Origin of the sequence: Pseudomonas mangrovi (assembly GCF_003052585.1) — a bacterium.
Classification (GTDB): Bacteria; Pseudomonadota; Gammaproteobacteria; order Pseudomonadales; family Pseudomonadaceae; genus Aquipseudomonas; species Aquipseudomonas mangrovi.
The window spans coordinates 41,442-61,568 of sequence record NZ_QASN01000014.1; the positions used below are offsets into that span (position 1 = coordinate 41,442).

The 20,127-nt window shown below is 68.4% G+C and carries 15 protein-coding genes and 2 tRNA genes; 6 read left to right on the forward strand and 11 right to left on the reverse strand.

Annotated elements, in window-relative coordinates; translation table 11 throughout:
• Positions 1-81: 81 nt before the first annotated feature.
• Both DBO85_RS07620 and DBO85_RS07625 read right to left on the reverse strand, forming a co-directional pair.
• Complete coding sequence (locus DBO85_RS07620) at positions 82-2,427, reverse strand: DUF1989 domain-containing protein (protein ID WP_108106668.1); 2,346 nt, start codon at positions 2,425-2,427, stop codon at positions 82-84.
• A gap of 56 nt (positions 2,428-2,483) precedes the next feature.
• Positions 2,484-3,851, reverse strand: a complete 1,368-nt coding sequence (locus DBO85_RS07625) for an NAD(P)-binding domain-containing protein (RefSeq protein WP_108106669.1) — start codon at positions 3,849-3,851, stop codon at positions 2,484-2,486.
• A 318-nt stretch (positions 3,852-4,169) separates the two neighbouring features.
• On the opposite strand from DBO85_RS07625, the gene DBO85_RS07630 reads away from it, so the two are divergent.
• Genes DBO85_RS07630 through DBO85_RS07640 form a run of 3 tightly spaced genes read left to right on the forward strand, consistent with a single transcriptional unit; the run spans position 4,170 to position 6,744 of the window.
• Positions 4,170-5,273 carry an ATP-binding protein gene (locus tag DBO85_RS07630; protein WP_108106670.1) on the forward strand — a complete coding sequence of 368 codons (1,104 nt, stop codon included), beginning with the start codon at positions 4,170-4,172 and terminating at the stop codon, positions 5,271-5,273.
• Positions 5,270-5,929 carry a response regulator gene (locus DBO85_RS07635; RefSeq protein WP_108106671.1) on the forward strand — a complete coding sequence of 220 codons (660 nt, stop codon included), beginning with the start codon at positions 5,270-5,272 and terminating at the stop codon, positions 5,927-5,929. The genes DBO85_RS07630 and DBO85_RS07635 overlap by 4 nt, the downstream gene beginning before the upstream one ends.
• Entirely contained in the window at positions 5,926-6,744 is an 819-nt protein-coding gene (locus tag DBO85_RS07640; RefSeq protein WP_108106672.1) for a PAS domain-containing protein, read from the forward strand. Before DBO85_RS07635 ends, DBO85_RS07640 begins: the two co-directional genes overlap by 4 nt.
• A gap of 43 nt (positions 6,745-6,787) precedes the next feature.
• Here DBO85_RS07640 and DBO85_RS07645 read toward each other — a convergent pair whose 3' ends face one another.
• The 6 genes from DBO85_RS07645 to DBO85_RS07670 all read right to left on the reverse strand — a co-directional run bounded on the left by DBO85_RS07645 (position 6,788) and on the right by DBO85_RS07670 (position 12,569).
• On the reverse strand, positions 6,788-9,121 hold the full coding sequence (locus DBO85_RS07645; RefSeq protein ID WP_108106673.1) for an FdhF/YdeP family oxidoreductase: 2,334 nt from the start codon (positions 9,119-9,121) through the stop codon (positions 6,788-6,790).
• The gene (fdhD, locus tag DBO85_RS07650; RefSeq protein ID WP_108106674.1) at positions 9,118-9,924 is read right to left on the reverse strand and encodes a formate dehydrogenase accessory sulfurtransferase FdhD; all 807 of its coding nucleotides are present in this window, start codon (positions 9,922-9,924) and stop codon (positions 9,118-9,120) included. The genes DBO85_RS07645 and fdhD overlap by 4 nt, the downstream gene beginning before the upstream one ends.
• Positions 9,925-10,017: 93 nt before the next feature.
• Positions 10,018-10,914 (reverse strand): LysR family transcriptional regulator, encoded by an 897-nt coding sequence (locus DBO85_RS07655; RefSeq protein ID WP_108106675.1) that lies wholly within the window; start codon positions 10,912-10,914, stop codon positions 10,018-10,020.
• A 28-nt stretch (positions 10,915-10,942) separates the two neighbouring features.
• Positions 10,943-11,407 carry a hypothetical protein gene (locus tag DBO85_RS07660; protein WP_233356571.1) on the reverse strand — a complete coding sequence of 155 codons (465 nt, stop codon included), beginning with the start codon at positions 11,405-11,407 and terminating at the stop codon, positions 10,943-10,945.
• Positions 11,408-11,551: 144 nt separating this feature from the next.
• Positions 11,552-11,628, reverse strand: a tRNA-Met gene (locus DBO85_RS07665).
• 864 nt (positions 11,629-12,492) lie between these two features.
• Positions 12,493-12,569 (reverse strand) — tRNA-Met (locus DBO85_RS07670).
• Between the two features lie 135 nt (positions 12,570-12,704).
• On the opposite strand from DBO85_RS07670, the gene dinB reads away from it, so the two are divergent.
• The gene (gene dinB / locus DBO85_RS07675) at positions 12,705-13,763 is read left to right on the forward strand and encodes a DNA polymerase IV (RefSeq protein WP_407681453.1); all 1,059 of its coding nucleotides are present in this window, start codon (positions 12,705-12,707) and stop codon (positions 13,761-13,763) included.
• 149 nt (positions 13,764-13,912) lie between these two features.
• Here the strand turns inward: dinB and DBO85_RS07680 are convergent, their stop codons facing one another.
• From DBO85_RS07680 to DBO85_RS07690, 3 genes are all read right to left on the reverse strand, one after another.
• Complete coding sequence (locus DBO85_RS07680) at positions 13,913-14,317, reverse strand: META domain-containing protein (RefSeq protein ID WP_108106678.1); 405 nt, start codon at positions 14,315-14,317, stop codon at positions 13,913-13,915.
• The gene (locus tag DBO85_RS07685; protein WP_108106679.1) at positions 14,314-14,751 is read right to left on the reverse strand and encodes a hypothetical protein; all 438 of its coding nucleotides are present in this window, start codon (positions 14,749-14,751) and stop codon (positions 14,314-14,316) included. The genes DBO85_RS07680 and DBO85_RS07685 overlap by 4 nt, the downstream gene beginning before the upstream one ends.
• A gap of 76 nt (positions 14,752-14,827) precedes the next feature.
• Entirely contained in the window at positions 14,828-17,590 is a 2,763-nt protein-coding gene (locus tag DBO85_RS07690) for a response regulator (RefSeq protein ID WP_108106680.1), read from the reverse strand.
• Between the two features lie 192 nt (positions 17,591-17,782).
• Here DBO85_RS07690 and cysM point away from each other — a divergent pair, with 192 nt between their 5' ends.
• Positions 17,783-18,676 (forward strand): cysteine synthase CysM, encoded by an 894-nt coding sequence (gene cysM / locus DBO85_RS07695; protein WP_108106681.1) that lies wholly within the window; start codon positions 17,783-17,785, stop codon positions 18,674-18,676.
• 26 nt (positions 18,677-18,702) lie between these two features.
• Entirely contained in the window at positions 18,703-20,079 is a 1,377-nt protein-coding gene (gene rlmD, locus DBO85_RS07700) for a 23S rRNA (uracil(1939)-C(5))-methyltransferase RlmD (protein ID WP_108106682.1), read from the forward strand.
• Positions 20,080-20,127: the final 48 nt, after the last annotated feature.

Sequence of the window (20,127 nt, forward strand, 5' to 3'; positions counted from 1 at the left end):
TGCTGGAAGACCACCGCCGCCGCCCCGATAGCGGCGCGGGCGGGCAGGGCTGATTAGCAATTCTCCGGCCAGGTGCGTGGCTCAGGCGCGCACGCGGGTCTTGTCCGGGTCGTAGGCGACGGTGCTGGCGGCCACCTGCGCGGCGATGCGCTTCTGCTGGCCGTCGAGCTTGCCGATCTCGACCCGCGTGCCGGGCTCGCAGTAGCCGATGTCCAGGCGGCACAGGGCGATGTTGGCGCCCAGCAGCGGCGAGCGGGTGGCGCTGGTGATCACGCCGATCTGTGCCCGGCCGAGGTGCACGCAGTCGCCGTGGTGCGCCTGTTCGTTGCCCTCCAGCTGCAGGCAGACCAGCTTGCGCTGCGGGTTGGCGCTGCGCCGCAGGAGGGCTTCGCGGCCGATGAAGTCGTCCTGCTTGGACTTGAGCGGCACGCAGAAGCCGATACCGGCTTCGAAGGGGTCGGTCTGGTCGCAGAACTCGTAGCCTGCGAAGATCAGCCCGGCCTCGATGCGCAGGCTGTCCAGTGCATCGAGGCCCAGCGGCACCAGGCCGAGCGGTTCGCCCAGCTGCCAGAGCCTGTTCCACACCTTCATCGCATCGTCCGGGTGGCACCAGATCTCGTAGCCCAGCTCGCCGGTGTAGCCGGTGCGCGAGACCATCAGCGGGCAGCCGTCGTAGTCGTCCAGGCGGCCGGTGAGAAAGCGGAACCAGCCCAGCGCGGTCAGCGCCGGCTGGGTGCCGGGGGTCCAGATCATCCGGCTGAGCAACTCGCGGCTGAGCGGGCCCTGCACGGCGATGTTGTGGATCTGCTCGGAGGCGGACTTGATCCAGACCTTCATGCCGAGTTTCTGTGCCTGCTCGCGCAGCCAGACGCCGGCGTAGTCCTCGCCGCAGATCCAGCGGAAGGCGTCCGGGCCCAGGCGCAGCAGCGTGCCGTCGTCGAGCATGCCGCCGTGCTCGTAGCACATCGCCGAGTAGACCACCTGGCCGACCGCCAGCTTGCGCACGTCGCGGGTCAGGCAGTAGTTGAGCAGCGCTTCGGCGTCCGGGCCGAGCACCTCGAACTTGCGCAGCGCCGACAGATCCATCACCGCCACCCGCTCGCGGCAGCCGTGGTATTCGGCGATGGCGCCATGGCCGTCGTAACGGGTCGGCGTCCACCAGCCGCGGTAGTCGATGAACTGCCCGGTGAGTGCCGAGGTGCCGGGATGGAAACCGCTCTGCCGGGTCAGCACCGGCTCTGCGTCGGGCGTTTTTCGAGTGGCCATGGCGATACTGAAACGCTCCTGTGCGCTGTAGACGCGGATGTGGATGTCGCTGGGCTGCCAGCCGTTGGCCGGGTCGATATCGTCGGGACAGGAGCTGCTGGCGCAGACCAGCTCGGTCATGGCGCGCAGCAGCACGTAGTCGCCGGGACGCGACCAGGGCTCGTCGAAGGTCAGCTGCTGGTGGGCATCCACCGCGGTGTTGTAGAAGAAGTTGATCGCCGCCCAGCCCGGCCGCGCCTGGACGCCGTGGCCGGCGAGGGTGCGGCTGATGTTGTCGCTGCAGTTGGGGTGGCCGAAGTAGCCCTGGCTCTCGTAGTAGCGCGCGGCGCAGGCCAGGCCGAAGGTGTCGTGGCGGCCGACGGTGTCGCGTACCACTTCGAGCATCGGCCGCATCTGCCGGTCGTAGAAGCGGCTGAACAGGCCCGGTCCCGGATAGGCGCTGCCGTTGAGGGTGCGGGTGACGGTCGGGTCGAGCTCGATCTCGCGGCCGGCATCCAGGCCGCGGCGATCCAGCGCGACGAAGTCCGAGCACTGGCGACCGGCGACGTCGAGCACCTGGATGTACTGGCCGGGCGCGACGCAGTAGTCGCGCGCCGTGCCCGGTGCCAGGGTGAACTCGTCGATCACCTCGCCCAGCGGTTCGGGCAGCGCCGGGGTCAGCAGCGCGCGCGGGTTGGCGCGGGTGATCAGCAGGCGCAACTCGCTGGCGCGCTGCTGGCTGTCGACCGCGCAAGGGGCGGCGGGCGCGGCGACCAGCACCACCAGCGCGGCACTGGCGCGCAGCGTGCGCGCATGCCCGGCCGGGGTCTGCGCCGGCCACAGGCGGGTGGCGCTGCCAAGGGTCTCGCCACGAATGCCGCAGCGCGCCAGGCCCAGGCGCATGCGCGCGGAGTCGGCGCTGTGCCCGGCGAGCAGGCCGGCGATGTAGTCGGCGCTCGGGTCGGCGAAAAGACCGAGCGCCGCCAGGGCATTGCGACCCTGGTCGTCGAAGGCCAGCAGTTCGGCCGGCTGGTCGCCTTCGACGTCGATCAGCTCGAGCTGATCATCCGGCGCAAGCTCCACCACCGTCAGTCCGCCGGGGGCGACGCGATGGCGCTCCAGGCGGGCGGCGCGGGCGAACAGTGCCGGTTCGTAAGGGCGCGATATCACGGGTGCGTGCATGGACGGCTCCTGCCGTGGTCCGGGCGTTGCGGCAGCCGTCGGCCGCCGCGCAGGGGTCAGCCGGCGGCCTTGAGGTCGCTCGGCTGTTCGGCCAGGTAGGCGCGCAGCGAGTCGTCCAGTGCCTGCAGCCAAGAGGTGTGGTGCGGCACGGCCGGGGTGCCGGTCATCAGCGAGCGATAGCACTTGTCGCGATAACCCATGATGTCCTCGTACTTGTCGTGCTTCCAGGCGAGGAAGGTCTGATTCACCGCGGCGATGTCGAAGCTGGGGTAGTCGGTGGCGTCGATCAGTCGCTGGATGTAGGCGCCCTGGAACTCGAACATTTCCTGGGCGGTCTGCAGCTGCTCCTCGCGCTCGCGCCAGGCCTGGTCGTCGGCCAGGCGTTCGGCTTTGGGCGGCAGCGCGATGCGCCCGAGGATGACGTCGCGGGCGTACCAGGCCTGGGCGTCGAACATGTTGAAGCTGTACCACTGGTCCTGCATGCCCAGGTACATCAGCTTCGGGTTGTCTTCCCAGAAGATCCCCTGGTAGAGGCCCAGCGGCCAGAGGCGGTTGCCGGTCTTGAGCCGCAGCGACTCGGGCAGGAAGCTGAAGTGATGCTTGTAGCCGGTGCAGAGGATGATCGCGTCGATGTGCTTGTGGCTGCCGTCGGCAAAGTACGCGGTGTCGCCCTGGACTCGCTGCAGCAGCGGTTTTTCCTCCCAGTTCTGCGGCCACTTGTAGCCCATGGGCGCGCTGCGGTAGCAACTGGTGATGGAGCGCGCGCCGTACTTGTAGCACTGCGAGCCGATGTCTTCGGCGGAGTAGCTGCTGCCGACCACCAGCACGTCCTTGTCCTTGAATTCCAGCGCGTCGCGAAAGTCGTGGGCGTGCAGCACGCGCCCGCCGAAGCTCTCGAAGCCTTCGAAGTAGGGCACGTTGGGGGTGGAGAAATGGCCGCTGGCGACCACCACGTAGTCGAAGCGCTCGCTGTAGGTGCGGTCGCCGTCGTGGTCGTGCACGGTGACGTCGAACTGACCGCTGTGCGGGTCGAACTCGACCATCCGCACGGCCGTGTTGAAGCGGATGTACTGGCGCACGCCGGCCTTGAGCACGCGACCCTGGATGTAGTCCCAGAGCACTTCGCGCGGCGGGTAGGAGCCGATGGGCCGGCCGAAGTGTTCGTCGAAGGTGTAGTCGGCGAACTCCAGGCATTCCTTGGGGCCGTTCGACCACAGGTAGCGATACATGCTGCCGTGCACCGGCTCGCCGTTCTCGTCCAGGCCGGTGCGCCAGGTGTAGTTCCACATGCCGCCCCAGTCCTGCTGTTTCTCGAAGCACACCAGTTCGGGAATTTCGGCGCCCTTGGCACCGGCGGACTGAAAGGCACGCAGCTGCGCCAGGCCGCAGGGGCCGGCGCCGATGATGGCGACACGTTGGCTCATGGTGTTCTCCCGCGAAAGCTGAATTGAATTCGGTTTCAGGAAAAATTGTTTCCTGCTGAGAATTACGTTACTGCACCGCGAGCGCCGCTGAACTCTCCTCGATTGGCTACCCCAATGGGGGTAGGCGCAGCGGCACCGGGATAACGCACGGCGGCGCTGGCAGGCGTTGTGCTGGTGCAGTGGCGGGCCTCGAATTGGTATTCCTGCAGAGAATCAATCTTTCTTGATGGTGTGGCGCCGCGCTGCCGGGGCGCTCGCCTGCCGGGGCATGGATCTTGCTGTCGCTACCGCATCGATCCCCCACCTTGCGGAGCGCGGATGCCGTTGCAGATCACCCTGCGCCACCTGGAATCCGTCTGGCGCTGGCCATGGCGCCGGGCGCCTGCGCGATCTTCCTGCACGGAGCTGTTGCAGACCCTGCCGCTGCGCCTGTTGCGCCAGCCCGGCAGCGACGCGGCCCTGCTGGAGTTGCTCGACGCCTTGCGTGGCGAGCTGGGTGCCGGTCGCGCCTGCCTGCTGCTGGGTGCCGGCGTTGCGGGGCAGCGCCGCTGCCTGGGTGATCGCCGCCTGCTCGATTGTCCCGGCCATGCGCAGTGGCCGGCGCCGGGCAGCCTGCAGGGCTGTCGCGCCTGCGGCGAAGCCGGCTGCCAGCGTCTGCTCTACGGTCTGCCTGGCGCGCAAGGGCCGAGCTGTCTGCTGCTGGAATTCCCCAACGCACCGGGCAGCCGAACCCGCGCGCGCCTGCGCCAGATAGGTCGGCAGCTGGGCGAGGTGCTTGCCGCCTTCGCCGAGGATCGGCGCCTGCGTCAGTGCGAGCTGGCCGCCGAGCGCGGGGTGCTGGCGCGCGAGCTGCACGACTCGGTGGCGCAGCAGCTGAGCTATCTGCAGATCCGCGTCAGCCGCCTGGAGACGGTGCTCGGTTCCTCTGCCGATGAAGCGGCGCAGAGCATGCTCGACGATCTGCGCGAGACGCTGGCGCTGCTGCACCGCCAGGTCCGTGAGCTGATCAGCTCGGCGCGCCTGACCATGGATGGGCGCAGCCTGCGCCAGGCGCTGGAGGCCAGTGTCGAGGAGTTCGCCCGGCGCAGCAGCTGCGTGTTCAGCCTGGACAACCGCCTGCCGGCCGAACGCATCGCGGCGCAGGCCGAGCTGCAGGTGCTGCAGATCGTCCGCGAGGCGCTGGCCAACGTGGTTCGCCACTCCCATGCGCGCAACGTGCGGGTGGCGCTGCTGGCGACCGCCGAGGGGTTTCGGGTGCTGGTCGAGGACGATGGTGTCGGCCTGCCGCAGGAGCAGGTCGAGGAGGGCCACTTCGGCCTGCGCATCATGGCCGAGCGTGCCGCGGCCATCGGCGCCAGCCTGAGCATCGAGGCGCGCCAGCCGCAGGGCACGCGGGTCGAACTGTGCTGGGCCGAGCCATGAACGAGCCGCTGCGCCTGCTGCTGATCGACGACCATCCGCTGCTGCGCCGCGGCCTGAGTGAGCTGCTGGGCGCGTCGCCGGCGTTCTGCGTGGTCGGCAGCGCCGCCGATGGCGAGGAGGGCCTGGCGCTGGCATTGGCGCTGCGCCCGCACCTGGTGGTGCTCGATCTGCACATGCGTGGCATGGGCGGACTGGCGACCATCGCTCAGCTGCGCTGCCGGCTGCCGGAGTGCCTGGTGGTGGTGCTGACGGCGTCGGATGCGCGCGAGGATCTGCTCGCCGCGTTGCGTGCCGGCGCCGATGGCTACCTGCTCAAGGACGGCGACCCGGAGCACCTGCTGGCAAGCCTGCAGAACTGCTGCCGTGGCCAGCTGCAGCTGGCGCCGCAACTGGCGACGCTGCTCGCCGGCGAGCCCGTGGATGCGCCGCGCACGCCACAGGCCGTCGAGCTGACCGCGCGTGAGCGTCAGACCCTGGCGCTGATCGCCGAGGGGCTGAGCAACAAGCTGATCGCCCGCGAGCTGGGCATCAGCGACGGCACGGTGAAAATTCACGTCAAGCACCTGCTGAGCAAGCTCAACCTGCATTCACGGCTGGAAGTGGCAGCCTGGGCGCATCGCGGCGGCTTGCGCAGCGGCATGGCTGGTGAGCGATGAGCAGCGGTCTCTGGCAGGGTCTGCGCCGTCTGTTCGGCAGGCGAGCGGCGGAATGGGGCGCGGGGCTCGACCAGCTGCCGCTGGCGGTGGTGGCGCTGGATGGCGAGGGCCGGATGCTGCGCCTGAATGCCGGCTGGCAGCGCCTGACCGGCTATCCCGCTGGTGAATGCCTGCACCGCAACCAGCTGGAATTCGTCCATCCGGATGATCGCGGGCGCTGGCTACAGGGCCTGGCCGAGCTCGGCGCCGAGGGCAGCGCGCCGCTGGTGCAGATCCTTCGTTACCTGACCCGTGGCGGCGAACTGCGCTGGGTCGAGGTGCGCCTGAGTCGCCAGGGTGCCGGCGTGCTGGCCTGCCTCGCCGACATCAGCGAGCAGATGCAGCATCGCCAGTCGTTGCAGGCCCGTCATCGCAGCCTGAGCAACCTGCTCGATGGCCTGCCGCTGATGGTCTATCGCTGCCGCAACAACCGTCACTGGAGCATGGAGTACGTCAGCGCCGGATGCCGTGCGCTGACCGGCCACGCGCCGGCGCAACTGATCGACAGCCGCAGCCTGACCTTCAACGACCTGATTCATCCCGATGACCGCGAGTATGTCTGGGCCCAGGTCCAGGCCGGGCTGCGCGAGCAGCGCGCGTTTCATTTCTGCTATCGGCTGCTGGTCGCCGACGGCTCGCTCAAGGCGGTGCAGGAGCGTGGCTGCGGCATCTATTCCGATGCCGGCGAGCTGCTCGGGCTGGAGGGCGTGGTGCTGGAACTGGCGCCACCGCTGGCCGCGACTGCGACGCTGCGGCCGCTGGCCGGGCTCGGCTGAGCGGCGCCGGCAGGGGTTGGCGTAAGGCCGTCCTGGCGCGCGTTCAGGCGATTCGCGCGTCGGCGACGTGGGCGCGTAGGCGCACGGCGATCGACTTCGAGGTCGGCGTGAAGCTCTCGCGGCCGTGGCTCTGCAGCGGCACCAGCGGATTGGTTTCCGGGTAGTAGGCGGCCGCCTGGCCTGGCGGCACGTCGTAGGCGAGCAGGGTGAAGCCGCACACGCGGCGTTCCACGCCATCGTTCCACAGCGTCTCGATATCGACCCTCTGCCCCGGCTCGAAGCCCAGGCGGCGGATGTCCTCGGCATTCACGAACAGCACCTCGCGCTGGCCGCGCACGCCACGGTAGCGGTCATCCAGGCCATAGATGGTGGTGTTGTACTGATCGTGCGAGCGCAGCGTCTGCAGGATCAGGTCGGGGGCGGCGCCGTTGCCGGCGCGTGGGTCGAGCAAGCTCGCCGGCAGCGGGTTGGCGCTGAACTGCGCGCGGCCGCTGCTGGTGCGCCATTCGCGGCGGGCCGCCGGGTTGCCCAGGTAGAAGCCGCCGGGGTGCTGCAGGCGCTGGTTGAAGTTCTCGAAGCCGGGAATGCAGTCGGCGATCAGCTCGCGGATGCGCGCGTAGTCCTCGACCAGTGCCAGCCAGTCGACTGGGCGGCTGCCCAGCGGCTGGCGCCCCAGGGTCGCCGCGGCGATGCCGGCGACTATCGACGGCTCCGAGCGCTGCAGCGGGCTGCAGGGTTCGAGCTGGCCGTAGGAGGCGTGGATCATGCTGAAGGTGTCTTCCACCGTCACCGCCTGCGGCCCGCCGGCCTGGCGGTCGATGTCGGTGCGGCCAAGGCACGGCAGGATCAGCGCCTCGCGGCCGTGGGTCAGGTGGCTGCGGTTGAGCTTGGTGCTGATCTGCACCGTCAGCGCGCAGTTGCGCAGCGCCTGGTGGCTGCGCGCGCTGTCCGGGGTGGCCTGGGCGAAGTTGCCACCCAGGCCGATGAACACCCGGCTGCGCCCGGCCAGCATGGCCTCGATGGCTTCCACGGTGTTGTGCCCCGGCGCACGCGGCATGGCGACGCCGAAGCGGCGCTCCAGCGCGTCGAGCAGCGCGGCCGGCGGGCGGTCGTTGATGCCCATGGTGCGGTCGCCCTGCACGTTGCTGTGGCCGCGCACCGGGCAGAGTCCGGCGCCGGGCTTGCCGATGTTGCCGCGCAGCAGCTGCAGGTTGACGATCTCCTCGATGATCGCCACCGAGTGCACATGCTGGGTGATGCCCATCGCCCAGCAGATGATCACCCGCTCGGCGTTGCGGTAGATCCGCGCGGCCTGGTCGATCTCCTCGCGGGTCAGGCCGGACTGCTCGACCAGCTGGCCCCAGTCGCTGGCATCCACCGCCTGCAGATAGTCATCCAGGCCGATGCTGTGGGCGGCGAGAAAGGCGTGATCGAACACGGCCGGCCCGCCGCCTGCCTGGGCCTGGCGTTCCCACGCCAGCAGGCATTTGGCGATGCCGCGCAGCATCGCCAGATCACCGCCCAGATGCGGGCGGAAATAGGCGGTATTGAGCGGCGCGGAGCCGTTGCCGAGCATCTCCAGCGCATGCTGCGGATGCTGGAAACGCTCCAGGCCGCGCTCGCGCAGCGGGTTGCAGCAGACCACCTGGGCGCCGCGGGCCACGGCTTCGCGCAGCGGATCGAGCATACGTGGATGGTTGGTGCCGGGGTTCTGGCCGAGGACGAAGATGGCGTCGGCCTCGGCGAAATCGGCGAAGGTCACGCTGCCCTTGCCGACCCCGACGGCGCGGCCCAGGGCGACGCTGCTGGCTTCGTGGCACATGTTCGAGCAGTCGGGAAAGTTGTTGCTGCCCAGGCTGCGGACGAACAGCTGGTAGAGAAAGGCCGCCTCGTTACTGGTGCGCCCGGAGGTGTAGAACTCCGCCTGGTCGGGGCTTTCCAGCGCGTGGAGATGCTGGGCGATGAGCGCGAAGGCGTCATCCCAGCCGATCGGCAGGTAGCGGTCGCTGGCGGCGTCGTAGCGCATCGGCTCGGTCAGCCGACCCTGGTACTCGAGCCAGTAGTCGCTCTGCTCGCGCAACTGGCTGACCGTGTGGCGGGCGAAGAAGGCGGCGTCGACCCGGCGCCCGCTGGCTTCCCAGTTGACCGCCTTGGCGCCGTTCTCGCAGAACTTCACCCGGCCGTCTTCGGGCGAGTCGCCCCAGGCGCAGCCAGGGCAGTCGAAGCCACCATGCTGGTTGGTCTTGAGCAGTGCACGCAGGTTCTTGAACGGCTGCTTGCTGTCCAGCCAGGCGTGGGCCACGCCGCGCAGGGCGCCCCAGCCGGCGGCGGCGCCCTGGTAGGGGCGATAGCGGGGATGTGGGGTTTGCAGGCTCATGCGCAGGCGCTCTGTTGCGGCGCCGGGCTGTAGACCCGTGGTGCGCTCTGGTGGGGCAGGTGGATCAGGTTCAGGCGTTGGCGGCGCGCCCAGTCGACGGTCAGGCTGCTCGGCGCCGAGAGGCTGACCAGGGTCGACAGTCCGGCGCGGACCGCCTTGTGAATCAGCTCCAGGCTGCAGCGGCTGGTGATCACGGCAAAGCCTGCGGCGGCGTCGATATCCGTGCGGGCGAGGGCGCCGATCAGCTTGTCGAGGGCGTTGTGCCGGCCGATGTCTTCGCGGCAGAGAATGATCTCGCCGTGCCGGTCGACGAACAGCGCCGCGTGCAGGGCGCCGCTGTCGCGGGCCAGGCGCTGGTGCTCGGCGATGCGCTGGCGCAACTGATGCAGATGCTGCACCGGCGGCAGGGCAGCGCCGGGCAGGTCGGGCAGCTCCGGCAGCGCCTGCTCCAGCGCGGCCACGCCACACAGGCCGCAGCCGCTGCTGCCGGCCAGCAGCCGGCGTTGGCGCTTGAGCGCCCAGAACGCGCGGTTGCTGACCTGCAGCCGGGCCTCGCGGGCGTCACCGCTGCCATGCAGCTGGATGTCATAGATATCGTCGATGGACTCGATCAGGCCCTGGCCGATGCAGAAGCCGACGGCGAAGTCTTCCAGATCGCTGGGCGAGACCATCATCACGGCCTGGCTCAGCTGGTTGCAGCTCAGCGCCAGGGCGCATTCGCTGGCGAGCGCGCTGGCGGTGGCGGCCGAGCCGGCGTGCAGTTCCAGGTAGTGATAGGCGGGCGCGGGCGGGTGGAGAGACATGGCGGCAACCTGCGGGCGAGACGGATTGTCGCAGCCTAGGTCGGTGTGTCGGGGGCGTCCAATCGTCGTTGCCGATGGTGTGATCGAGGCGCTTTATCGCTTCTCGGCAGTGGGCGTCGCCAGCGGCGCGGCGAGGGCGAAGCAGGCGTCGGCCAGCGCCGAGCGGGGCGCGCTGCGACGCATGATCAGGCCCAGCGGCGCGAGGGTACGGGCGTCTTCGATCGGCAGCAGGCTCAGGTGCGGCTGCAGCCTCTCCAGACCACTGTCGAGCGGCATCAGGGTGCAGCACAGGCCGGCACTGACCGCCTGCAGCAGGCTGTGCACCGAATCGCTTTCCAGGCGCAGCTGCGGTGTCAGCCCGCGGCTGCGCAGGGCGTGGTCGATCGACTGGCGAAAGTGCATGCCGCTGGACAGCAGGCCGAGCGGCAGTTGCGCCAGCTCGGCCCAGTCCGGCGCCTGTTCGAAGCGGAAGTGGCGGCGGTCATGCAGCAGGCCGATGCGCGTCTGCGCCAGCTCGAGGATGTCGAACTGGCTGCGGTCGAGACGATCTAGGTAGGACAGCCCCAGATCCAGCGCATTGCTCGCCAGCCGCTCGAGGATCGCCTCGCTGCTCAGCACCGATAGCTGGAAGCGCAGGTGCGGGTGCTGTTCGGCATAGACGGCGAGCAGGCGCATCGGATCGAAACCGCCGAGCGGCACCAGGCCCAGGCGCAGGGTGCCGACCAGTTGCCCGCGGCAGGCCGAGGCTTCGGCCAGCAGACCCTCGTGGGCGGCGATCAGGCTGCGTGCCCAGGCGAGGATGCGCTCGCCCTCGGCGCTGAAGCCTTCGAAGCGCTGGCCGCGACGCACCAGTTGCAGGCCCAGCTCGTCCTCCAGCTGGCGCAGGCGCATCGACAGGGTCGGCTGGGTGACGTGACAACGCTCGGCCGCCTGGCCGAAGTTGCCGGTCTCGGCCAGGGCGATCAGGTAGCGGGCCTGCTTGATGTCCATGGATCGACCTCGCTCGCTGGTCGGTGACTCAGAGCTCGTCGTGCTCGCGGATCAGCACGCAGGCCAGGCCGTCGTCCTGCTCCAGGCACTCGTAGAGGTAGTACATCTGCACCCGGCCATCGGCCTCGCTGACCGCCACGTAGTCGCCCGGCTGCGGGCGGAAGTGCTGGCGGCTGCCGGGGGCGGCGCAGGGTTCGAGGCGCGCGGCGACGAAGTCCGCCGGGTCGCTGCCGTCGAAGTAGTCCTCGCAGGTCTGCTCGTCCCAGTCCGCCGGCGGCTGGAACGGGCCCTGCAGCAGCACGCGGGCATCGCCCAGGTCGAGCTCCTCGGCATCCGCGTCGTCCTCGTCAGGGCGGTACAGGCAGCAGTCGAGGCTGTCGGCATGTTCCAGCACTTCGCGGCGCGCCTGCAGGCGTTGCTGGGGGTCGACGCCATTGGCATCGCAGGCGGCCTGCCAGGCGGCGTCATCGGCGGTGAGTGGTTGCATGCTCATGCTGCGGGCCCCGTGCGGGTAGGAGAGGGAGGCGGATCATCGCATTCGGCGACATTTTAGGCACCCGTCGCGGGGCTGGGACTGTGCCGTGCAGACGGCAGAAACAAGAAAGGCCACTCGATTGAGTGGCCTTTCCGATTGTTCTGGTTGCGGGAGCAGGATTTGAACCTACGACCTTCGGGTTATGAGCCCGACGAGCTACCAGACTGCTCCATCCCGCGGCGGTCATTCTATCCAGAAAGCTCGCACTGTCAATGGTTTATTGAATATTGATGGTCAGGTTTCATGGAAATGCTGAATGGAGGGCGGCGATCGATTCCACCGCGCAGGAAAAGCAGGTGCTCTGGGTCCGTCCAGGGTGGAGTCGGGTCAGCCGCGGTGGATGCTGGTGGAGCGCCCAGTGCTCAGAGTCGTTGCTGTGTGTTCCGATGGTCTGGTTTTCGCCCCCCCCCCGGCCGAGTCACTTTTTCTTGCATGCGGATCGCCGCCCGGCCCAAGAGAAAGTAACCAAAGAGAAGGGCACCCCGAGGCGTCAGATTCCTACGCAGGAGCGCGGGATCATCAGGGAATGATCGGCACGTTCAGGCCGCTCGGTGCCACGGTCCCCTTACAGAAGGCCGAGCGCAGGTGCCGCGCGGGAGGTGAGCGGCATGGATGCCGCGAAAGTCAGGGTTGGGCCATGGAAGGCCCATCCCTGAAGGCCTCCGGAGTGGGACCGGAGCGAGGGAAGTCTGGCCGCAAAGCGGGCAGACCCGGATGTTGGGGCGCGCTTTCTCTTTGGTTACTTTCTCTTTGCGCGTGCAAAGAGAAAGTAACTCGGCCGGGGGGCCGAAACCCAGGCCATCCGACAAATAAGTCAGTTGGTTCTGGCGCCGATGGATTGGCTACACGCTACCGATCACTCCCACGGAATCATCGGGGGCGGGTGCGCTGCGGTGTTCTTGGGGCGCAATGCGCTGCGCTTATTGCGCCCTACGTGGGCGAGATAGCAGCCGGGGCGTGGGAACAATCGGCATCGGGGAGCCCACGCACAAAACCCGGGCACAAAAAAAAAGGCCACTCGATTGAGTGGCCTTTTGGTGTTCTGGTTGCGGGAGCAGGATTTGAACCTACGACCTTCGGGTTATGAGCCCGACGAGCTACCAGACTGCTCCATCCCGCGGCGGCCATTCTATTCATCTGGCTCTGGCTGTCAACCCGAATCTTTCAAAAAATCTCGATCACTCAGATGCTTAGCGCGGCGGCGGTGCTACCATTCCGCGCCTCTGGGCCTGCTCGGCGGGGCTTTTGGACCTTGGTGCGCAAGATCATTCACATCGATTGCGACTGTTTCTACGCAGCCATAGAGATGCGCGACGACCCGCGCCTGGCCGGTCGGGCGGTGGCAGTGGGTGGGGCGGCGGAGCGCCGTGGGGTGATCGCCACCTGCAATTACGAAGCACGTGCCTTCGGTGTGCGCTCGGCGATGCCGACCCGCAACGCGCTCAGGCTGTGCCCGGACCTGCTGATCCTCAAGCCACGCATGGACGCCTATCGCGAGGCGTCGCGGCAGATTCACGCGATCCTGCGCGACTACAGCGAGCTGATCGAGCCGCTGTCGCTGGACGAAGCCTACCTGGAGGTCACCGACAGCCTGCATTTCGCCGGCAGCGCCACGCGCATCGCCGAGGACATCCGTCGGCGGGTGGCGGCCGATGTCGGCATCACGGTGTCCGCCGGGGTCGCGCCGAACAAGTTTCTGGCCAAGATCGCCAGCGACTGGAACAAGCCCGACGGGTTGTTCGTGATCCGCCCTGAACAGGTCGAAGGCTTCGTCGCCACGCTGCCGGTGGCGCGTCTGCACGGGGTCGGCAAGGTCACCGCCGAGCGCCTCAAGCGCCTGGGTATCGAACACTGCAGCCAGTTGCGCGAGTGGGATCGGCTGGCGCTGGTGCGCGAGTTCGGCAGTTTCGGTGAGCGCCTGTGGAGCCTGGCGCGCGGGGTCGATGAGCGCGCGGTACAGGTCGAGCACCGGCGCCAGTCGGTCAGCGTGGAGAACACTTTCGATGCCGACCTGCCGGATCTGGCGGCTTGCCAGGCGCAACTACCGCAGCTGCTCGAACAGCTGCAGCGGAGGATGGCGCGGCTGGAGGCGGATTACCGCGCGGAGAAGCCTTTCGTGAAGCTGAAATTTCACGACTTCAGCCAGACCACCCTGGAGCAGGCGGGCGCCGGCTTCGCCCTGGACAACTATCGGCTGTTGCTGGCGGCGGCCTTTGCCCGGGGCGGCAAGCCGGTGCGGCTGCTCGGCGTCGGCATACGGCTGCGGCAGCTGCGCGGCGAGCATGAACAGCTGGAGCTGTTCGGCCGCGACTGAGCAGCCCTGGGATACATCCGAAAACGGGTGAGCAGCTCTGCCGAATGACGCCTGGCGAGGCGAGCCCGCCTCGACGGTCGTCCTGGCCGGGCTCGACGCGCCAGGCGGCGACATCGCTCCGGCCCGTGCGACGCTCCTTCAGCGAACGGCTAGTACTCCTCGGACCAGAGGCGGATCGGCGCGCCTTCCCTGGGCCACAGACGCAGCTGGTCGATCTCCGAGAAATCCCAGCGCTGTACCTCGGACAGCGCCTGCAGGAAACGCTGTTCCTGCTCCATCAGCGCTGGCGCGCAGGCCTTGCGGGTGCTGCCGGGCTGGCTGATGCTCAGCGTGCTGCCTTTGAGCTGATAGCCAGCGAACCAGTGGTTGCAGCCGCCGCTGCCGTAGGCACGGCCGTCGGCGCTGAAGGTGACGGTGAGATGGCTGCGGTCGATCAGCGGGCGCTCGCCGATCCACTCCACCACATAGGTGTGTTCCTGGCGGATAACGCTCGTTTCGCTGGCACAGCCGGCCAGAAAAACAGGCAGCAGCGCTGCTGCGGCGATGGCTCTCATGCGGTTTCCCTCCGACATGTTGGACACAGATGACGACCGGCCTGGCTGCTCCAGCCCAGTTCGGCGATGCGCGCTTCGGCAGCCGGCGCGCGGGCCTTCTCGCCGAGCGAGGAGTCCACGGCAAACTCGAAGTCCAGCTGCTTGCCGCAGCCGTCGCAGTCGACCTGCCAGTTGAGGATAGCCAGTTCCTTGAATACCGGGCCCTTGGCCACCGCGACCCATTGTCCGGGCGGATTGATCAGTTGGCGGACCTTGTCCACTGTCAGGCGCATGGACAGCTCGCGGCTGCCTTTGAGCGTCACCAGCAGGCTGTCACCGCCGCGGATCGAGCCGCCGTTGCCGGTGACCTGATAAAGGCCCGGCGCCAGTGCGCGGCATTCGATCAGGGTGTGCTGGGGGTTGAGCAGGGTGTAACGGAAATCGTGTTCGGCCATGGCCAGGAAGCGCCCGAGAGTTGCGAAGGCGGCGATGCTAGCACGACGGAACGGCCGTGCTGCCTTCGCTGGGTAGTCAGTCCGACAACGCGCCGCTGGTGTGGATCAGCAGGCGCTCGATGGCGGCGTCCAGATCGTCCAGCGCCGCCTGTGCCTTGGCGTCGTCCTGCTTGAGCAGGGTCTCGCTGCGCTGGCAGGCGGCACGCAACTGCGGCACGCCGCAGTAGCGGGTGGCGCCGTGCAGGCGATGCACGCGCTCGATCAGTGCCAGGTGATCACCTTCGGTACGCGCCTGGCGGATGGTCTCGCGGTCGGTGCGCAGCGAGGCGAGCAGCATGTCGAGCATGTCGGCGGCAAGGTCGGCCTTGCCGGCCGCCAGGCGCAGGCCTTCCTCGGCATCGAGAACGCTGAGCGCCGCGTCGATACCGGCCGGCTCGCTCTTCTCGGCGGCCTCGGCCTGCAGCGCCAGGCCGGTCCACTTGAGTACCAGTTGGGCGAGCTGGCGCTCGCTGATCGGCTTGGTCATGTAGTCGTCCATGCCGGCCTGCAGCAGGGCGCGTTTCTCGTTGGCCAGGGCATGGGCGGTGAGGGCGACGATGGGAATGTGGCCATCGCCGGCTTCGTTTTCGCGGCGGCGGATTTCCTCGGTGGTCTGGCGGCCGTCCATGCCGGGCATCTGCACGTCCATGAAGACCAGATCGAAGGGCTCGTCAGCCAGCGCCTGCAGCGCGGCCATGCCGCTCTCCACCGCGCAGACCCGCGCGCCCATGTCCTCGAGCAGGGTCTGTACCAGCAGCAGGTTGGCCGGGTTGTCGTCGACGCAGAGGATCCGTGGCGCCGGCCCAATGCGCAGCGCTGACGCACTGCCGCCATCGGTGCCGGGCGCCTGGCCGAGCAGCGCAATCAGTGCCCGCTGCAGCTTGCGCGTGCAGGGCGGCTTGGCCAGCAGTTGCCGGTGACCGTCGGGCAGTACTTCGTGATAGAGCGCCTGTTCGGTGGTCGGGCAGAGCACCAGGGTCTTGCAGTCGAGGGCTTCCAGTTCGCCGATCTGCTGTTGCAGCTCCTCGGGCGGCAAGCGTTCCAGCGTCGCGCCGAGCAGTACCAGGCGAATCGCCGCGGCGCTGCCACGCTGGGAGACGACTGCGGCGCGCAGGGCCAGCAGGTCATCGAAGGCCTGGACTTCCAGGCCGCAATCCTCGAGCTGGTGCTGCAGCGCCTGGCGTGCCAGCGGATGGGTTTCGAGGATCGCCGCGCGTGTGCCGAGCAGGGGCGCGCGGGGCAGGTCTTCGGCATCGGCGCGGGCCTTGGGCAGGCTCAGGCTGATCCAGAATTCCGAGCCTTTGCCGGGGATGCTGGCGACGCCGATCTCGCCGCCCATCTGCTCGACCAGGCGCTTGGAGATGACCAGGCCCAGGCCGGTGCCGCCCGCCTGGCGCGACAGCGAGTTGTCGGCCTGGCTGAAGGCCTGGAACAGCGCGCGCTGATCGGCTTCGGACAAGCCGATGCCGGTGTCCTGCACGCTGATGCGCAGTTGCGCGCGGTCGTCGCGGTCATCCTCGAGCATGGCGCGCAGGGTGATGGTGCCTTCATTGGTGAACTTGATCGCGTTGCTCACCAGGTTGGTGAGGATCTGCTTGAGCCGCAGCGGGTCGCCGATCAGCGCCAGCGGGGTGTCGCGGTAGACCAGGCTGACCAGCTCCAGGGACTTCTCATGGGCCGTCGGGGCGAGGATGGTCAGGGTGTCCTGCAGCAGGTCGCGCAGATTGAAGGGAATGCTCTCGAGCATCAGCTTGCCGGCTTCGATCTTCGAGAAGTCGAGGATCTCGTTGATGATCCCCAACAGGCTGTCGGCGGACTTGCTGATGGTCGCCAGGTAGTCGTACTGGCGCGGGGTCAGCTCGCTCTTCTGCAGCAGGTTGGCGAAACCGAGGATGCCGTTGAGCGGAGTGCGGATCTCGTGGCTCATGTTGGCGAGGAACTCGGACTTGATCCGGCTGGCTTCCAGCGCCTCCTTGCGGGCGAAGTCCAGTTCGATGTTCTGGATCTCGATGGTCTCCAGGTTCTGCCGCACATCGTCGGTGGCCTGATCGATGCTGTGCTGCAGTTCTTCCTGGGCGTTCTGCAGTGCCTCGGTCATGCGGTTGATGCCTGAGGCCAGTTCGTCCAGCTCGTGGCTGCCCAGCGGTGGCAGGCGGGTTTCCAGATGGCCTTCCTTGATCAGTGCGACGCTCTGCTGGATCTGCTGCAGCGGCGCGCTGATCGCCCGGCTCATGCGCAGGGCCAGCAGGGCGGTGACCACCAGGCCGGTGACGATCAGCAGCAGGCTGGTGATCAGGCTGCGATAGCCGCGCAGCAGGGTGCCCTGGTGCGACAGCTCCAGCTCGATCCAGCCGAGCAGGCGCTGCGGCTCGACGCTGTCGGCATCCCCGGAGAGGGCGAGATGGCGACCATAGACCGGCAGCAGAAAGCGCGTGGCATCGTTGCCGCTGTGCATGGTCGGCAGGCTGGTGTCGCCGATCGGCTCGGGATTGAGCATGCGCGGCCCGGCGTGGGCCAGGCGCTGGCGATCCGAGGAAAGAAAGGACACGGTGCGTACGTCGGGCTGGTCGAGGGCGTCGCTGGCGATGCGCAGCAGCCGCGCCTCGTCGTTGCGCGCCAGCGCCGGGGCGGAGAGAGGGGCCATCTGCTCGACCACCAGTTGCCCGCGCTGCAGCAGCTGCGCCTGCATGTCGACCAGCTGCATGCCGGTGAAGTAGCCGCCCAGGACCAGCGCCAGCAGGCTCGACGGCAGCAGAGTCAGCAGCAGGACGCGGCCCTTGATTCCCAGATCCTTGAACACCCTGCCTCTCCTGGTTGCGATGGTGGCGGGCAGTGTAGCGGCTGGCCGGCGCCCGGCAATAGCACGGCCAACAAGGAGAAACAGCTTGGTGCTTTGGTCAGGTGCGGCCGGCCAGGTGCGGCCGGCCAGGTATGGCAGGTTCGCGTTTGCCGCTATCATGTGCGCCCCGAAATGGAATCGCACACCGCTGCCATGAATTTCCCCACCATCGCCGATTGCGTCGGCAACACCCCGCTGGTGCGTCTGCAGCGCCTGCCGGGCGCGACCAGCAATACCCTTCTGGTGAAGCTGGAGGGCAACAATCCCGCCGGTTCGGTCAAGGATCGCCCGGCGCTGTCGATGATCGAGCGCGCCGAGCGGCGTGGCGACATCCAGCCCGGTGATCGACTGATCGAGGCGACTTCGGGCAACACCGGCATCGCCCTGGCGATGGCGGCGGCGATCAAGGGTTACCAGATGACCCTGATCATGCCGGACAACTCCAGTGCCGAGCGCAAGGCGGCGATGACCGCCTATGGCGCCGAGCTGATCCTGGTGAGCAAGCAAGCCGGCATGGAGGGCGCCCGCGACCTGGCGCTGCAGATGCAGGCCGACGGCCACGGCAAGGTGCTCGACCAGTTCGGCAACGGTGACAACCCGCAGGCGCACTATCACGGCACCGGCCCGGAAATCTGGCAGCAGACCGCCGGCAGCATCACCCACTTCATCAGCTCGATGGGAACCACCGGCACCATCATGGGCGTTTCGCGCTACCTCAAGGAGCAGAACCCGGCGGTGCAGATCGTCGGCCTGCAGCCGATGGAAGGGGCGGCGATTCCCGGCATCCGGCGCTGGCCCGAGGAGTACCTGCCGAGCATCTTCGAGGCCAGTCGAGTCGACCGGGTGATCGACATGGGCCAGGACGAAGCCGAGCAGACCATGCGCCGCCTGGCGCGCGAGGAAGGCATCTTCTGCGGGGTTTCCTCCGGCGGCGCGGTGGCGGCCATGCTGCGTCTGTCGCGGGAAGTCGAGAACGCGGTGATGGTCGCGATCATCTGCGACCGGGGCGACCGCTACCTGTCCACCGGTGTCTATGACCAGCGCTGAGCGGCGGCTGCCCGCGGAGGCCATCCGTGTCGCGGCGTAACGGCACCCTGCGCTTCCAGACCGGCGGCGGCAAGGCCAAGCCGCAGGTGCCGACGGGCAAGAAGCAGCGCCTGAACATCGAGCGGCTGGCCAATGACGGCCGCGGTATCGGCTTCGTCGACGGGCGTACCTGGTTCGTCAGCGGTGCGCTGCCTGGCGAGGAGGTCGAGGCGCGGGTGCAGGGCGCCCGTGCCCAGGTGGTCGAGGCGCGTGCCGAGCGCATCCTGCTGGCCAGCGCCGAGCGCCGCCCGCCGCCCTGCGTGCACGCCGCAACCTGCGGCGGCTGCAGCCTGCAGCACATGCCCCAGGCGGCCCAGCTGGCGCTCAAGCAGCACACCCTGGAAGAGCAGCTGGCGCGGGTGGCCGGGCTTGCCCCCGAGCAGTGGGCGGCGCCGCTGAGTGGTCCGGAGCTGGGCTATCGGCGTCGCGCGCGCATCGCCGTGCGCTGGGAGAACCAGCAGCTGGCGCTGGGCTTTCGCGCCGAGGGCAGCCAGGCGATCGTTGCCATCGACGACTGCCCGGTGCTGGTACAGCCCTTGCAGCCGATCCTGCGCGCGTTGCCGGCGCTGCTCGGCGGCTTCGCCCGGCCCCGGAGCATCGGTCATGTCGAGCTGTTCCATGGTGATTTCAGTGTTCTGCTGCTGCGCCACACCGCAGCGCTTGAGCAGGGCGACCTGCTGCGCCTGCGCGATTTCTGTGCGCAGCATCAGGCGCAGCTCTGGCTGCAGGGCGACGGCGAGCCGCAGGCCGATCAGCCGGGTGTCCTGCCGGGCTATCGCCTGGCGGCCGACGATCTGCGCCTGGCCTGGCAGCCAGGCGACTTCGTTCAGGTCAATGCGCAGATGAATGAGGCGATGGTTGCCCAGGCGCTCGACTGGCTGGCGCCACAAAGTGATGAGCGGGTGCTCGACCTGTTCTGCGGTCTGGGCAACTTCGCCCTGCCACTGGCGCGGCGGGCCCGCGCGGTGGTCGGGGTGGAAGGCGCTGCGGGCATGGTCGAGCGGGCGACACGCAACGCCGGCGAGAACGCGCTGAACAACCTGCACTTTTATCAGGCCGACCTGTCGAAGCCGCTTGCCGACGCGCCCTGGGCTGCGGACGGCTTCGATGCCGTGCTGCTCGACCCGCCACGCGATGGCGCTTTCGAGGTGGTACGGCAGATCGCTCGACTCGGCGCGCGCCGGGTGCTCTACGTTTCCTGCAATCCAGCTACCCTTGCGCGTGACGCTGCAGAGCTGGTGCGGCAGGGCCTGCGCCTGAAACGCGCAGGCATCCTCGACATGTTCCCGCAGACCGGGCATGTCGAGGCAATGGCTTTGTTCGAGGCGGACCCGGATGTCCGCACAGTCCGTGGGTCCGCTTGAGCGGGCGGCGGTGGTCGTTCGGGGCAGGGATCAGCAGGTTCGGCGTGT